General features: G+C 49.6%; 9 protein-coding genes. 2 read left to right on the forward strand and 7 right to left on the reverse strand.

Features of this window, described 5'->3' with window-relative positions; translation table 11 throughout:
* Window positions 1-122 precede the first annotated feature (122 nt).
* Both uvrA and glsB read left to right on the forward strand, forming a co-directional pair.
* Window positions 123-2954 (forward strand): excinuclease ABC subunit UvrA, encoded by a 2832-nt coding sequence (gene uvrA, locus CWI70_RS06915; RefSeq protein ID WP_126772797.1) that lies wholly within the window; start codon window positions 123-125, stop codon window positions 2952-2954.
* Window positions 2955-2963: 9 nt separating this feature from the next.
* Window positions 2964-3920 (forward strand): glutaminase B, encoded by a 957-nt coding sequence (glsB, locus tag CWI70_RS06920; RefSeq protein WP_126771741.1) that lies wholly within the window; start codon window positions 2964-2966, stop codon window positions 3918-3920.
* Between the two features lie 3 nt (window positions 3921-3923).
* Here glsB and CWI70_RS06925 read toward each other — a convergent pair whose 3' ends face one another.
* The 7 genes from CWI70_RS06925 to rpoC form a co-directional block, all read right to left on the reverse strand.
* Window positions 3924-4721, reverse strand: coding sequence for a type 2 periplasmic-binding domain-containing protein (locus tag CWI70_RS06925; protein WP_126771743.1), 798 nt, complete (start codon window positions 4719-4721; stop codon window positions 3924-3926).
* A 260-nt stretch (window positions 4722-4981) separates the two neighbouring features.
* Window positions 4982-6166, reverse strand: coding sequence for an elongation factor Tu (tuf, locus tag CWI70_RS06930; protein ID WP_126771745.1), 1185 nt, complete (start codon window positions 6164-6166; stop codon window positions 4982-4984).
* A 59-nt stretch (window positions 6167-6225) separates the two neighbouring features.
* Complete coding sequence (fusA, locus tag CWI70_RS06935) at window positions 6226-8349, reverse strand: elongation factor G (protein WP_126771747.1); 2124 nt, start codon at window positions 8347-8349, stop codon at window positions 6226-6228.
* A gap of 27 nt (window positions 8350-8376) precedes the next feature.
* Window positions 8377-8847 carry a 30S ribosomal protein S7 gene (gene rpsG / locus CWI70_RS06940; protein WP_126771749.1) on the reverse strand — a complete coding sequence of 157 codons (471 nt, stop codon included), beginning with the start codon at window positions 8845-8847 and terminating at the stop codon, window positions 8377-8379.
* A 77-nt stretch (window positions 8848-8924) separates the two neighbouring features.
* A complete protein-coding gene (gene rpsL / locus CWI70_RS06945; RefSeq protein ID WP_126771751.1) occupies window positions 8925-9299 on the reverse strand; it encodes a 30S ribosomal protein S12 in 375 nt (124 codons plus the stop codon).
* A gap of 167 nt (window positions 9300-9466) precedes the next feature.
* Entirely contained in the window at window positions 9467-11080 is a 1614-nt protein-coding gene (locus CWI70_RS06950; RefSeq protein ID WP_126771753.1) for a serine hydrolase domain-containing protein, read from the reverse strand.
* A 113-nt stretch (window positions 11081-11193) separates the two neighbouring features.
* Window positions 11194-15432 carry a DNA-directed RNA polymerase subunit beta' gene (rpoC, locus tag CWI70_RS06955; protein WP_126771755.1) on the reverse strand — a complete coding sequence of 1413 codons (4239 nt, stop codon included), beginning with the start codon at window positions 15430-15432 and terminating at the stop codon, window positions 11194-11196.
* Window positions 15433-15448: the final 16 nt, after the last annotated feature.

A 15448-nucleotide genomic window follows, 5' to 3' on the forward strand; every position in this document is an offset into this window, starting at 1 on the left:
CATTCTTATGAATTCAATGTGTTCGAGCTAGCGACAAAATTTTGCTGGTGATTGTACCAGAAGGTGGTCACTGTGCGATAATGCTCGTTTCACATTCGCCAACGGAGTTACAGGTTACCCCTATGGACTTTATTGAAGTACGCGGCGCCCGCACCCATAACCTTAAAAATCTGCAGCTTACTATGCCACGCGATAAGCTTATCGTGATCACCGGGCTTTCCGGTTCAGGCAAATCGTCGTTGGCGTTTGATACGCTATACGCCGAAGGTCAGCGTCGTTATGTCGAGTCATTATCGGCCTACGCGAGACAATTTTTGTCACTCATGGAAAAGCCTGATGTCGATAGCATCGAAGGTTTATCGCCAGCGATTTCCATTGAACAGAAATCAACATCACATAACCCACGCTCTACCGTGGGGACTATTACTGAAATTTATGATTATCTGCGCTTGATGTTTGCACGCGTGGGTGAACCACGTTGCCCGACTCACCAAGAACCGTTGGCCGCGCAAACTGTTTCACAAATGGTCGACCAAGTACTGGAGTTGCCGGAAGGCGAGAAGCTCATGATTTTGGCCCCGATCATCCAAGATCGTAAGGGTGAACACACCAAAGTACTTGATAACCTAGCGGCTCAAGGCTTTATCCGTGCGCGGATTGACGGCGAACTCTGCGACCTTAGCGATCCACCGCAACTCGAACTACAGAAAAAGCACACGATTGAAGTCGTCGTCGACCGCATCAAAGTCCGTGAAGGCTTGGAGTTGCGGCTTGCTGAATCTTTTGAAACCGCCTTAGAACTCAGCGGTGGTACAGCGATTGTCGCACCACTAGACAGTGATTCGAAGTTGAACGCTATGATCTTCTCGGCCAACTTTGCTTGTCCCCAGTGTGGCTACAGCATGCAGGAGCTCGAGCCGCGGTTATTCTCATTCAATAATCCAGCTGGTGCGTGCAGCTCATGTGACGGGCTTGGTATCGAGCAATTTTTTGACCCACAAAAAGTCATCAACAATGATGAGCTCAGTTTAACTGGTGGTGCGATTCGTGGCTGGGATAAGCGTAATTTCTATTACTATCAAATGTTGCAGTCGCTGGCGAAACACTATGGTTTTGACCTGAACCAGCCCTTTAACTCGTTAAGTGAAAAGCACCGCAGCGTTATTCTGTATGGTAGTGGTCGTGACGAAATCGAATTCACTTACATGAATGACCGTGGTGACCGCGTCGTTCGCCGCCACCCGTTTGAAGGCATTATTCCCAACATGCAACGGCGCTATCGCGAAACCGACTCAACCGCAGTGCGCGAAGAGCTGGCGAAGTACCTTGCGGCTCAGCCTTGCAAAAGTTGCGGCGGTGCACGCTTGCGTGAAGAAGCTCGCCATGTGTACGTTAACGACACTACGTTACCGGAAGTCGTCGCACGCTCGATTGGCGATGCCCTCGAGTTTTTCACCAAGCTTGAACTCGACGGCCAAAAAGCACAGATTGCTGAAAAAATCTTAAAAGAAATCAACGACCGTTTGGGCTTCTTGGTCAATGTCGGCTTGAACTATCTTAGTCTGTCGCGCAGTGCCGAGACCCTCTCTGGTGGCGAAGCTCAGCGTATTCGCTTGGCGAGCCAAATTGGCGCCGGTTTAGTTGGGGTCATGTACGTACTGGATGAACCCTCGATTGGTTTGCATCAGCGTGACAACGAACGCCTGCTGAGCACGCTGACGCGCTTACGTGATCTTGGGAATACCGTCATTGTGGTCGAACACGATGAAGACGCTATTCGTGCAGCAGATTATGTGATCGATATTGGCCCCGGCGCGGGTGTCCACGGCGGTGAAATCGTCGCCCAAGGTAGCATCGATGACATTTTAAGAAGTGAGCGTTCGCTCACCGCCGACTACCTTTCTGGGCGTAAAATGATCGAGATACCGCAACAGCGGAATCAACCGACTGATAAATGGTTAACCCTCGAAGGCGCTACTGGTAACAATCTTAAGAACGTGACACTCAAGCTGCCGATTGGCTTGATGTCATGCGTCACCGGTGTGTCCGGCTCAGGCAAATCGACCCTCATTAACGACACGCTGTTTCGCATTGCCCATCGCGACCTCAATAAGGCGACCGCCAACGAGCCAGCCCCGTATCATGCGATCGACGGTATGCAATACCTCGACAAAGTGGTAGATATTGATCAAAGCCCTATTGGTCGTACGCCGCGCTCGAATCCAGCAACCTACACTGGCATTTTTACGCCGATTCGTGAGCTTTTTGCTGGCACAGAAGAGGCGCGCTCGCGGGGCTATAAACCCGGCCGCTTCAGTTTCAACGTCCGCGGTGGTCGCTGTGAAGCTTGCCAAGGCGACGGGGTGATCAAAGTTGAAATGCACTTCTTACCAGACGTCTACGTGCCTTGCGATATTTGTAAGGGTAAGCGCTACAATCGTGAGACGCTCGAGATCAAGTACAAAGGTTGCAGTATTCACGAAGTGTTAGACATGACCGTTGAAGACGCCCGCGAGTTTTTTGCGCCAGTGCCTGCGATCGCGCGCAAATTGCAAACGCTTATGGATGTTGGCCTAAGTTACATTCGCTTAGGACAGTCAGCGACCACCTTGTCAGGTGGTGAAGCACAACGCGTGAAGCTATCTCGCGAACTCTCGAAGCGAGACACAGGTAAGACGCTCTATATTCTCGATGAGCCTACTACTGGCTTGCATTTCCACGATATACAACAACTATTAACCGTGTTACATCGGTTACGTGACCACGGCAATACTATTGTGATCATCGAACACAATCTTGATGTCATCAAGACGGCTGACTGGATTGTCGATCTAGGGCCTGAAGGTGGTTCCGGCGGTGGTGAAATTCTCACTGAAGGCGCTCCAGAAGAGATTGTTGAGTGTGAACGTTCACATACCGCGCGCTTTCTGGCGCCGTTATTGAAACAAGGCTAAGCTAGGGCTATGACACAGGATGTAATTAGCGGCGGGCAGTCGATTCATGCCCCAGACAACCTGAAGACCCTGCTGCAAACGATTTTGCAGCAGGCGCTTACCGTGAACGACGGCAAGGTCGCTGATTACATCCCTGCTTTAGCTGAAGTAAAGTCTGATTATTGTGCCCTCACGGTCGCGACGTTAGACGGTCAAGTCACCTCGGTTGGCGATGCTACGGCAACCTTTTCAATCCAATCTATCTCTAAAATTTTTGGTTTGATGTTAGCCATGGAACGCATGAGCGATAGCCTGTGGGAACGCGTGCAAATGGAACCTTCGGGCCAACCTTTCAACTCGATTGTACAGCTCGAGTGGGAGCGTGGCATTCCTCGTAATCCGATGATTAACGCTGGTGCGATTCTGGTGAGCGATGTCTTGGTAAGCCATTACTCCGCCAGTAAATCAGCAGTGTTAAGTATGGTCCGCGGTCTGTGTAATCGCGACACCGTCTGTGTCGATAGTCGCGTACATGAATCTGAAAAAGACCACGGTGCGCGCAACGCCGCATTAGCGTACTTGATGAAAAGCTTTGGTAACATCGAGTCGGACGTTGAAGAAGTGCTAGATCACTATTTCTGGCAATGCGCATTGACCATGTCGACCGAAGACCTCGCCCGTAGTTTTGCTTTTCTCGCTAACCGCGGGAAGTGTCCGCGCAGCGGCAATCAAATCACTTCACATCGCGATGCACAACGTATCAACGCGTTGCTTAGCACCAGCGGTATGTACGATCAATCTGGGCAGTTTGCCTTTACTGTCGGCTTGCCGGCGAAGAGTGGCGTTGGTGGTGGGATTGTAGCAATTGTTCCGGATTATGGCGTGATCGCAGCGTGGTCACCACCGCTTAATAGCTTTGGCAACTCAGCCCGTGGTATGGCCATGATTCGCAATCTCGCCAATCAATTAGGCTTGAGCGTTTACTAAGCGTTAGTTCGTGACGAGCTGCGTGCGCTTGGGCGGCCACGGAAGTTTATACTTACTCAGCAGTCTGGCTAAGGTGCCATTTTCAATGAGCGGCACAACGATACGCCGCCAATCCGCCAGCGCAAAACCTTTTTCGGGATTTATCAGGGTGCGTAGCTCGTACTCGCCATAGGCTTGTGGATTGAGTAATAACCGGTCAAACCAGGGTTGCTGACGATGCTGCAAAAGATATTCATCATGGATCATCACGACGTCGAACCGGCCATTGAGTAACATCTTCATGTTCACTTCATGACTTAACGATAGGTACACGTTAAAACGTTCTTCGAGTATTCCCGCATCAGTCCGATTGCCTAAGAATGGATAGTGGTAGCCAATGAGCCCGCCAAATCGTAGTCCCTCACGTTGAAAGAACTCAGCACCACGCTGATCACGCTTCTTGACTGCCACCAAACGCTCAGCACCAAGTACCATGGGGTCGCCGACTTCTAAATGGGGCATTTGCTCAGCCCACCCCCACGTTGGCGACTCGAATAACATTAAATGGCAGCATCCAGCGTCACTGAGCGCTTTAAAGCGAGCTTTGGAAGGCACGTCATGCAATTCAAATTGATAATCGCTCTGCGCGCCATTGAGAGCCTCTATGAGGTCACCTACTAAGTGCTCGGTATCATATGCAGAGAAATAGGGAGGAAAGTCGTATGCTGCGATACGAATAGTTTCGGCCGCACGGCTGTTGCTTGGTAGTACCGAAAGCACAGCTATAAAAAGGGTAAGCAGTATAGAAACAAAATAACGCACGGCATCCTCACCTTTGCGTGGATTGCAGCTATCTTCGTCAGCGCAAGGGCAAAAGTCAAGAGCAAAAAAAGAGTGCTGTTTGCTGTTCGCACGTTCGCTGCGCTCACTTTTTGTTAAAAGTGTTTGGTGTTTCATGTTTTGGGTTTAAACGAACATCAAACAGCGAGTAGCGAATATCGCCTTTCGCGCATTAAAAAAGGGAGCCGAAGCTCCCCTTTTATAGCTAGACCCGTAGTAGAACTACGGGCTACGTCGTAGTATTAGTCTAAGATCTTAGATACTACGCCGGCGCCTACGGTACGGCCACCTTCACGGATTGCGAAGCGCAAGCCTTCGTCCATCGCGATTGGGTGAATCAAGTCAACAACAAACTTCAAGTTGTCGCCTGGCATTACCATTTCTACGCCGTCTGGCAATTGCACTGCACCAGTTACGTCAGTTGTACGGAAGTAGAACTGTGGACGATAGCCTTTGAAGAACGGAGTATGACGACCGCCTTCTTCTTTGTTCAATACGTAAACTTCCGCTTCGAACTTGGTGTGCGGAGTGATTGAACCTGGCTTCGCCAATACTTGGCCACGTTGGATCTCGTCACGCTTCGTACCACGCAACAAGGCACCGATGTTCTCACCTGCACGACCTTCGTCAAGCAACTTACGGAACATCTCTACGCCCGTTACGATCGTCTTCGTCGTGTCTTTGATACCTACGATTTCAACTTCGTCACCAGTGCGCACGATACCACGCTCTACACGACCAGTTACTACAGTACCACGACCTGAGATCGAGAATACGTCTTCGATTGGCATGATGAACGGCTTATCGATATCACGCTCTGGCTCTGGGATGTAGTTATCCAAAGCTTCCGCCAATTCGATGATTTTCGCTTCCCACTGCTCTTCGCCTTCCAACGCTTTCAACGCTGAACCTTGAATCACTGGCAAGTCGTCACCTGGGAAGTCGTATTCAGAAAGAAGTTCACGTACTTCCATCTCTACCAATTCCAACAACTCTTCGTCGTCTACCATGTCACATTTGTTCATGAAAACAACGATGAACGGTACGCCTACCTGACGTGACAACAAGATGTGCTCACGAGTTTGTGGCATAGGACCGTCAGTGGCAGCTACTACCAAGATCGCACCGTCCATCTGCGCAGCACCGGTGATCATGTTTTTCACATAGTCAGCGTGTCCTGGGCAGTCTACGTGTGCGTAGTGACGCGTCGGAGTATCGTACTCAACGTGTGAAGTTGAGATGGTGATACCACGCGCTTTTTCTTCTGGTGCGTTATCGATCATTGCGAAGTCTTTCGCAGCGCCACCGTAGGTTTTTGCCAAAACGGTAGTGATCGCAGCAGTCAGAGTAGTTTTACCATGGTCAACGTGGCCGATAGTACCTACGTTCACATGCGGTTTCGAACGTTCAAATTTTTCTTTTGACATGACTTTTCCTTAACTTAAGTTAAAAGTCCGGTCCCGTAGAGAACCGGACCAGACTCTACTTAATCTTTAGTTTGACGAGCGGCAATAACCTGCTCAGCAATGTTGTTTGGTGCTTCAGCGTACTTCAAGAATTCCATTGCATAAGATGCGCGGCCCTGAGTCTGCGAACGCAGGTCAGTAGCGTAACCGAACATTTCTGATAATGGAACTTGCGCGCGAACTTCTTTCAAATCACCTGCAGCATCTTCCATGCCTTCGATGATACCGCGACGACGGTTCAAGTCACCAACTACGTCACCCATGAATTCTTCAGGAGTAACAACTTCAACTTTCATCATTGGTTCTAAAATCGCTGGGTTAGCTTGCAATGCACCTTTTTTGAAGGCCATGCTACCGGCGATTTTAAACGCCATTTCTGATGAGTCAACATCGTGGTATGAACCATCATACAACGTTGCTTTTACGCCAAGTAGTGGGTAGCCAGCAAGTACACCATTTTGCATTTGCTCTTGGATACCTTTGTCTACCGCAGGAATATATTCCTTCGGTACTACACCACCTACGATTTCGTTCACGAATTCGTAGTTAGGCGTTTCGTCGTCAGAAGCATCAAATTCCATAGGTTCAAGTTTCAGCCAAACGTGACCGAATTGACCACGACCACCTGATTGACGTACGAACTTACCTTCAACTTCAACGCCCTTACGGATCGTTTCACGGTAAGCAACCTGAGGTTTACCTACGTTACACTCAACGTTGAATTCACGCTTCATACGGTCAACGATGATATCAAGGTGAAGCTCACCCATACCAGAGATGATCGTTTGACCAGACTCTTCGTCAGTCTTCACGCGGAACGACGGATCTTCTGCAGCCAACTTACCTAAAGCAATACCCATTTTTTCTTGGTCAGCTTTAGTTTTTGGTTCAACCGCAACAGAGATTACTGGCTCTGGGAATTCCATACGCTCAAGCGTGATGATGTTGTTCGGATCACACAAAGTGTCACCGGTCGTAACATCTTTCAAGCCGATCGCAGCAGCAATATCGCCTGCCAAGATTTCTTTGATTTCTTGACGGTCGTTTGCATGCATCTGAACCATACGGCCGATACGCTCGCGCTTGCTCTTCACTGGGTTAAATACGGTGTCACCTTGTGACAATACGCCCGAGTAAACGCGCAAGAACGTCAAAGTACCAACGAACGGGTCAGTTGCGATTTTAAATGCCAACGCTGCGAAAGGTTCGGCATCATCTGATTTACGAACACCTTCAGACTCGTCGTCAAGAATACCACGAATCGCTTTAACTTCTGTCGGTGACGGAAGGTACTCGATAACAGCATCAAGTACAGCCTGAACACCTTTGTTCTTAAATGCAGAACCACATAAGCAAAGTACGATTTCGTTGTTCAACGTACGCTCACGCAAGCCTTGTTTGATCTCTGCTTCAGTCAGCTCACCTTCTTCAAGGTATTTGTTCATCAACTCTTCGTTAGCTTCAGCGGCAGCTTCAACCAACTCGTTGTGATACTGCTCAGCTTCATCAACCAAGTCTTCAGGGATCGGATCATAAGTAAAGGTCATACCAGAATCTTCTTCATTCCAGTTAATTGCCTTCATTTTGATCAAGTCCACGACGCCTTTGAAGTTATCTTCAGCACCGATTGCCAAGTGAATTGGCACTGGCGTTGCGTTCAAACGAGATTTAATCTGGTTCACAACACGCAAGAAGTCTGCACCGGCACGGTCCATCTTGTTGACGAATACCATGCGTGGAACTTCATACTTGTTAGCTTGACGCCAAACAGTTTCAGTTTGCGGTTGTACACCTGAAGATGCACACAGAACGACTACGGCACCATCGAGTACACGCAAAGAACGTTCTACTTCAATGGTGAAGTCAACGTGTCCAGGGGTGTCGATGATGTTGACGCGGTGTTCTGGGAACTGTGCGTCCATACCACGCCAGAAACAGGTTACGGCAGCTGAGGTAATGGTGATACCACGCTCTTGTTCCTGTGCCATCCAGTCAGTAGTTGCTGCACCGTCATGTACCTCACCAATTTTGTGAGATAGACCGGTGTAGAACAACACACGTTCTGTGGTGGTTGTTTTACCTGCGTCTACGTGAGCACAAATACCGATATTACGATAGCGCTCAATCGAAGTTTTACGGGCCATAAATTCCTCTTTAGGTTAACTGTGAATTTACCAGCGATAGTGAGCGAACGCTTTGTTCGCTTCGGCCATACGGTGGACGTCTTCACGCTTCTTCACAGCAGAGCCTTTGTTTTCAGATGCGTCTAGCATTTCACCTGCTAGGCGCTGAGCCATGGATTTTTCACCCCGAGTACGCGCGGCATCAACTAACCAACGCATAGCCAGTGCATTACGACGCACTGGACGAACTTCTACAGGTACCTGGTAAGTAGAACCACCAACGCGGCGCGACTTAACCTCTACTGTAGGACGTACGTTGTCCAATGCTTCTTCAAATACTTCTAAGTGCTCTTTCTTGGTCTTTTCAGCCATGATGTCTAAAGCACCGTAGATAATTTTCTCTGCGACAGATTTTTTGCCGTCAACCATGACGACATTGATAAATTTAGCCAACAACTCTGATCCGAACTTAGGATCCGGTAGGATTTTACGTTGACCAATGACGCGTCTTCTAGGCATCTTAATATTCTCCGATTAATTCAGGGTATTCCCCAAAACTTTAAATTACAGTGTTTGGCCTTACTAACGGAGAACCGTTAAGACTTCGGCCGCTTCGCGCCGTACTTCGAACGGCCTTGTTTCCGATCGTTTACGCCGGCACAGTCAAGCGCACCGCGCACTGTGTGATAACGAACACCTGGCAAGTCTTTTACACGACCGCCGCGAATCAATACGACTGAGTGTTCTTGCAGGTTGTGACCTTCACCACCGATGTACGAAGAAACTTCGTAACCGTTCGTCAAACGCACACGGCATACTTTACGTAGCGCTGAGTTCGGCTTTTTCGGGGTGGTAGTATAAACACGGGTACATACACCGCGTTTTTGTGGGCAAGCCTCAAGTGCCGGAACGTTGCTTTTAACAACCGGCTTTTGACGACCTTTGCGCACCAGCTGATTAACTGTTGCCATTCATAACTCCTGATTTTGTTGATGTCGCTCAACAGAGTGAAAAAATCCAATCCCCGCGACCACGAGCTAAACGCCCGCCAATTACGGGGAGGCCGAATTTTAATGGTCAATAATTGGACTGTCAAGGAAAAGCGACGATTGAAGTCGTCGCTTCAGGCCTGATCGGCTTAGTTTTGCGGACTATCTTTCGCAGTAAGTAACCGTTTCGCCTCGGAATTGATCGACGCTGCTTGATTATTCAGTAAGACGACCGCTCGTGAGCCATCTGGATAAAAACCTACATAACTGGAAAAGCCAGCAGTCTGCCCATTATGCCACACATAGGTATTTGCTGCAGCATCCTCTTCCAACATCCAGCCGAGCGCTTGTTGGCAACACGAGGCAAACTCAGTGCGCGGTGTAAGCATCAGCTCACGCAATTCGGGCTGTGAGGCAAGGCGCTTTTGCATGCCGCGTACATAGGCAACCATGTCCGGCAAGGTGGAAACAATAGCGCCGGCTCCGGCAAGGGCTCGAAACCGCCAAGGGCTCACTGGATTACCAAGGCTATCGTGCGGCGTCGCTAAGTTGTTGTCATTATCACTATCTGCCAGCGCCACGTAGCTGGCAGTCATGCCGAACGGCTCAAATATGCGATCTTGCAGCAAGTCTGGCAAAGTCGTTTCTTCCACCGTCGCCAAGGCCTCGGCTAATAAGCCAAAGCCGTAGTTCGAATAGCTGTGACTCTTTGCCCCCACATCGGCACTAGCTAAACTAGCCTCTAACATGGCGCGATTGTAATGTGCGTACGGATCTTGCTGATTCGCTGTGCTGAGCAAATCCGGCGGTAAGCGGGCCAAACCACTGGTATGGGCTGCCAGTTGTTCAAGGGTCACGCCAGCAGGTGCCTCTGGAATAATGCTGTTGACCTCGGTTGCCAATGTTACTTGTTCTCTTAGCACGGCATCTGCGAGTAAATACGCGATAAATGTCTTCGTCACAGAGCCAATTTCGTATTGGGTCGTCGCATCATGTTCGGCAAAGTAATCGAAGGTGACATCGTCACCGCTAAGCACAGCGACCGCTCCTCCTAGGTCACCGAACTCCGCTTGTTTAACTTGTGGAGCTGGATTATTTTCTGTGACCTTAGTTAAGGTTAATGGCAAAGGCACACCTTGCACCCATACCCCAGCATAACTACCGAGCGCTTCAGTTTCGCCCTTATAGCTCGCGCGCAATAACGGCGAGTTGAAACGCAGTTGCTCAGCATCAATATGTACTTCACTCAGCGGTATGCCAAAGGACTGCTGTGCTGGACTATCTAAAGTTCCCAACCAGCCGTCCGCAAGCACCGCAATATTGACTTGCAACGGCAGTGCATTAGCGCCGGCTTGCAGCACACCTGCATACTGCCCTTCGCGTTGTTGGCGCGTGAGGTCAGTCGCGTCGAGTTGTTGAAACGCAACCGGAAAATCTTGGCCCTGGGTGAAGGTACCGCGGATGGTCCCGTTTTCGTGCTGCCCTTGAAAGCGCGCCGATAGCGCAGGTATAGTGAAACTGACCTGGGCTTCACTCACACTAAAATCAGCCACTTCATATTCTTGCGCACCTTGATTCGGGCTGACAAACGCTACACCTTGGTCACTAATGTTCAGCCCCAATGCCAACTTAAAGTTAGGTTGATACTCCAACTCGGCACGCCAAACGCCCTTTAAGTCGACTTCCTCCGCTTGCAGATGCGGGCTGTACAATACTCCGCTCGCCGTTAATAGAACCGCGCAAAACATCAAAGCAAAACGCATGAGGTTGCTCCCAATAGAAGTGGTGAAAATAAAACCTGAATTTAGCCCAACAAAAAAGGCCAGTCGAATTCGACTGGCCTTTTAATTGTTAGCAGATGTATAGCGCTGATAACTTATTCAGCGTTATCGCTACTTTCACCTTCGTCATTACCGAAGTTCAAAGCGTCGGCCAATTGCTGTTCCGCTTGTTCAGCAGTAAGCTTCGGCGCTTCGCCTTGGGCAAGAGCTTCCATACGCTTGCGCGCACGGTCGCGGTGATAAGCGAAACCGGTACCGGCTGGGATCAAGCGACCCACGATAACGTTTTCTTTCAGACCACGTAGTGGGTCTTGCTTACCTTGTACCGCTGCTTCAGTAAGTACGCGGGTCGTTTCTTGGAACGAGGCCGCTGAAATGAACGACTCCGTTGAAAGTGAAGCTTTGGTAATACCCAACAGCTGACGCTCATAGGTCGCTGGGATTTTACCATCGGCTTCGGCTTTCGCATTCGCCGCCAATACTTCTGAAAGCTCCATCATTTCGCCTTCGAGCAATTCAGTTTCACCTGGATTCAGGATGATCGCCTTACGCAACATCTGACGCACGATGGTCTCGATGTGCTTATCGTTAATCTTAACACCCTGCAAACGGTAAACTTCTTGCACTTCGTTGACGATGTAGTTCGCCAATGCGCTTACGCCACGCAAACGCAGAATATCGTGTGGTGCTTCAGGACCGTCGGCGATAACTTCACCTTTGGTCACTTGCTCACCTTCAAAGATATTCAACTGACGATACTTAGGAATCATCTCTTCGTACTGGTCACCGCCATCAGTTGGGGTGATCAATAGACGACGCTTACCTTTGGTTTCTTTACCGAAGCTCACAGTACCTGTGATTTCCGCCAAGATAGCTGGCTCTTTCGGGCGACGTGCTTCGAACAAGTCGGCAACGCGTGGTAGACCACCGGTAATATCGCGCGTTTTTGAACCTTCTTGTGGAATACGTGCAACCGTATCACCAACTTTTACTTCAGCGTTATCTTCAAGGTTAACGATCGCGTTACCTGGCAAGAAGTATTGCGCAGGCATATCGGTACCGACGATGTTGACATCGTTACCTTTCTCGTCGACCAATTTAACCATCGGACGCATGTCTTTACCGGCACTGGTACGTTGACCGGTTTCCAGCACAACGATGCTCGATAGACCGGTCAGTTCGTCGGTTTGACGGGTCATGGTGACGCCATCAATTAAGTCAACAAACTTCAGACGACCAGCTACCTCGGTAACGATTGGGTGCGTGTGCGGATCCCAGTTCGCTACGATTTCGCCAGCATCAACGCTATCGCCTTCGTTTTTCTTCAATACTGCACCGTAAGGCACTTTATAGCGCTCACGCTCGCGGCCAAACTCATCAATCAACGTCAGTTCAGTTGAACGTGAAGTGATGACGATGTGTCCGTCGGTGTTCTCAACGAACTTCGCATTGTGCAGTTTCAGAGTACCATTGTTCTTAACTTGTACGCTGTTGGCTGCTGAGTCACGCGATGCCGCACCACCGATGTGGAAGGTACGCATGGTCAACTGGGTACCCGGCTCACCGATAGACTGGGCAGCGATAACACCCACTGCTTCACCTTGGTTAACCAAGTGGCCACGAGCCAAGTCACGACCGTAACAGTTCGAACAAACACCGAAGTCAGTATCACAGGTAATAACTGAGCGTACTTTTACTTCGTCGATTGAGTTTTGTTCCAACACATCACACATCTTCTCATCGAGTAAGGTGTTACGTGCGATCAATACGTCGTTCGAGCCTGGCACCAGAACGTCATCACAGACCACACGGCCCAAGACGCGCTCACGCAATGGTTCTACAACATCACCACCTTCGATCAATGGTTTGATGAAGAGACCTTCTTCAGTACCACAGTCTTCTTCGACAATAACAACGTCTTGTGCAACGTCGACCAAACGACGGGTCAAGTAACCCGAGTTTGCGGTCTTCAATGCGGTATCGGCCAAACCTTTACGCGCACCGTGAGTTGAGATGAAGTACTGCAATACGTTCAGACCTTCACGGAAGTTCGCCGTGATCGGTGTTTCGATGATGGAGCCATCTGGCTTCGCCATCAAACCACGCATACCGGCCAACTGACGAATCTGCGCGGCACTACCACGAGCGCCTGAGTCCGCCATCATGTAGACCGAGTTGAACGAGTCTTGCTCTTCTTCTTTACCTTCACGGTTGATCACGATTTCTTTCGAGAGGTTTTCCATCATAGCTTTGGAAACTTTCTCGTTCGCGGTCGACCAAATATCGATAACTTTGTTGTACTTCTCACCCGCGGTGACCAAGCCTTGCTCGAACTGCTCTTGGATCTCGGCAACTTCTTCTTCCGCTGCTTCGATGATCACTTTCTTCGCATCAGGGATAACCATGTCGTCAATACCTACCGATGCACCCGCGATCATCGCGTAGTGGAAACCGGTATACATGATTTGGTCAGCAAAGATAACGGTTGGCTTCAAGCCAAGGTCACGGTACGAGCGGTTCAACAAGCGGCCGATTTGCTTTTTGCCCATCGACTGGTTGATCATCTCGAACGGCATACCTTCAGGCAGAATCAGTGACAGGATCGCCCGACCAACAGTCGTGTCGTACACGATAGTGGTGTCGGTGCGCTCACCTTCTTCGCTGATTTGCACTTCTTGCAAACGAACTTTAACGCGGGCGTGAAGTTCTGCAGCGCCAGTACGGTAAGCTTTTTCGGCTTCCTTGGCGTTTTTGAAGATCATGCCTTCGCCTTTCGCATTGATCTTTTCGCGCGTCATGTAATACAAGCCCAAGACAACGTCTTGCGAAGGTACGATGATCGGGTCGCCGCTGGCAGGTGACAAGATGTTGTTGGTTGACATCATCAAGGCACGCGCTTCAAGCTGCGCTTCTAAGGTCAATGGCAAGTGAACGGCCATTTGGTCACCGTCAAAGTCAGCGTTATAGGCCGCACACACCAATGGGTGCAACTGAATCGCTTTACCTTCGATCAAGACCGGCTCGAACGCCTGGATACCCAAACGGTGCAATGTTGGTGCACGGTTCAGCATCACTGGGTGTTCTTTGATCACTTCGTCAAGCACGTCCCACACTTCTGGGATCTCACGCTCAACCATTTTCTTCGCTGCTTTGATAGTGGTCGCAAGGCCACGGCCTTCAAGCTTGCCGTAGATGAATGGCTTGAACAGTTCCAATGCCATTTTCTTCGGTAGACCACACTGATGTAGACGTAACTTAGGACCAACGGTGATAACCGAACGACCCGAGTAATCTACACGTTTACCAAGCAAGTTCTGACGGAAACGACCTTGTTTACCTTTGATCATGTCGGCCAAAGATTTTAAAGGACGCTTGTTGGTACCAGTGATGGCACGACCACGACGGCCGTTATCCAACAAGGCATCAACCGCTTCTTGCAACATACGTTTTTCGTTGCGCACGATAATATCTGGTGCCGCAAGGTCAAGAAGACGCTTCAAACGGTTGTTACGGTTGATGACGCGACGGTACAAGTCGTTCAAATCTGAGGTTGCGAAACGGCCACCATCTAGTGGTACCAACGGACGTAGATCCGGCGGCAACACTGGCAACACTTTCAAGATCATCCACTCAGGCTTATTACCTGACTGGTGGAATGACTCAAGCAACTTCAAACGTTTGCTGATTTTCTTACGCTTGGTTTCAGAATTGGTTTCTGGCAATTCTTCACGAAGTTGTTTGATATCAGCTTCGATATCAATGTGCTGCAATAAGCTAAGTACTGCTTCTGCACCCATTTTCGCTTCGAATTCATCGCCGTGCTCTTCCAACGCATCCAAGTACTCTTCTTCGGTCAGGATTTGACCGCGCTCGAGTGACGTCATGCCCGCTTCGGTCACAACATAAGATTCGAAGTAAAGCACACGCTCGATATCACGCAGAGTCATATCAAGCATCAAGCCGATACGGCTTGGGAGTGATTTCAAGAACCAGATGTGCGCAACCGGGCTAGCTAGCTCGATGTGACCCATGCGGTCACGACGAACTTTGGTCAGCGTGACTTCAACGCCACACTTCTCACAAATAACGCCACGGTGCTTCAAGCGCTTGTATTTACCACACAAGCACTCGTAATCTTTGACTGGACCAAAGATACGCGCACAGAACAGACCGTCACGCTCAGGTTTAAACGTACGGTAATTGATCGTTTCTGGCTTTTTCACTTCACCGTAAGACCAGCTGCGGATCATATCCGGCGAAGCAAGTCCGATGCGAATCGCATCGAACTCTTCAGTCTGGTTTAGCGGTTTTAAAAACTTTAATAAGTCTTTCACGATTTATCTCCTGGCA

It is taken from the genome of Pseudidiomarina homiensis, assembly GCF_003987225.1.
Taxonomy (GTDB): Bacteria; Pseudomonadota; Gammaproteobacteria; order Enterobacterales; family Alteromonadaceae; genus Pseudidiomarina; species Pseudidiomarina homiensis.

What these genes read in the sequence shown, in the direction of transcription:
- rpsG (WP_126771749.1), bottom strand. Translation starts at nt 8,847, where the DNA reads ATGCCTAGAAGACGCGTCATTGGTCAACGTAAAATCCTACCGGATCCT.
- uvrA (WP_126772797.1), top strand. Translation starts at nt 123, where the DNA reads ATGGACTTTATTGAAGTACGCGGCGCCCGCACCCATAACCTTAAAAAT.
- glsB (WP_126771741.1), top strand. Translation starts at nt 2,964, where the DNA reads ATGACACAGGATGTAATTAGCGGCGGGCAGTCGATTCATGCCCCAGAC.
- CWI70_RS06950 (WP_126771753.1), bottom strand. Translation starts at nt 11,080, where the DNA reads ATGCGTTTTGCTTTGATGTTTTGCGCGGTTCTATTAACGGCGAGCGGA.
- tuf (WP_126771745.1), bottom strand. Translation starts at nt 6,166, where the DNA reads ATGTCAAAAGAAAAATTTGAACGTTCGAAACCGCATGTGAACGTAGGT.
- rpsL (WP_126771751.1), bottom strand. Translation starts at nt 9,299, where the DNA reads ATGGCAACAGTTAATCAGCTGGTGCGCAAAGGTCGTCAAAAGCCGGTT.
- fusA (WP_126771747.1), bottom strand. Translation starts at nt 8,349, where the DNA reads ATGGCCCGTAAAACTTCGATTGAGCGCTATCGTAATATCGGTATTTGT.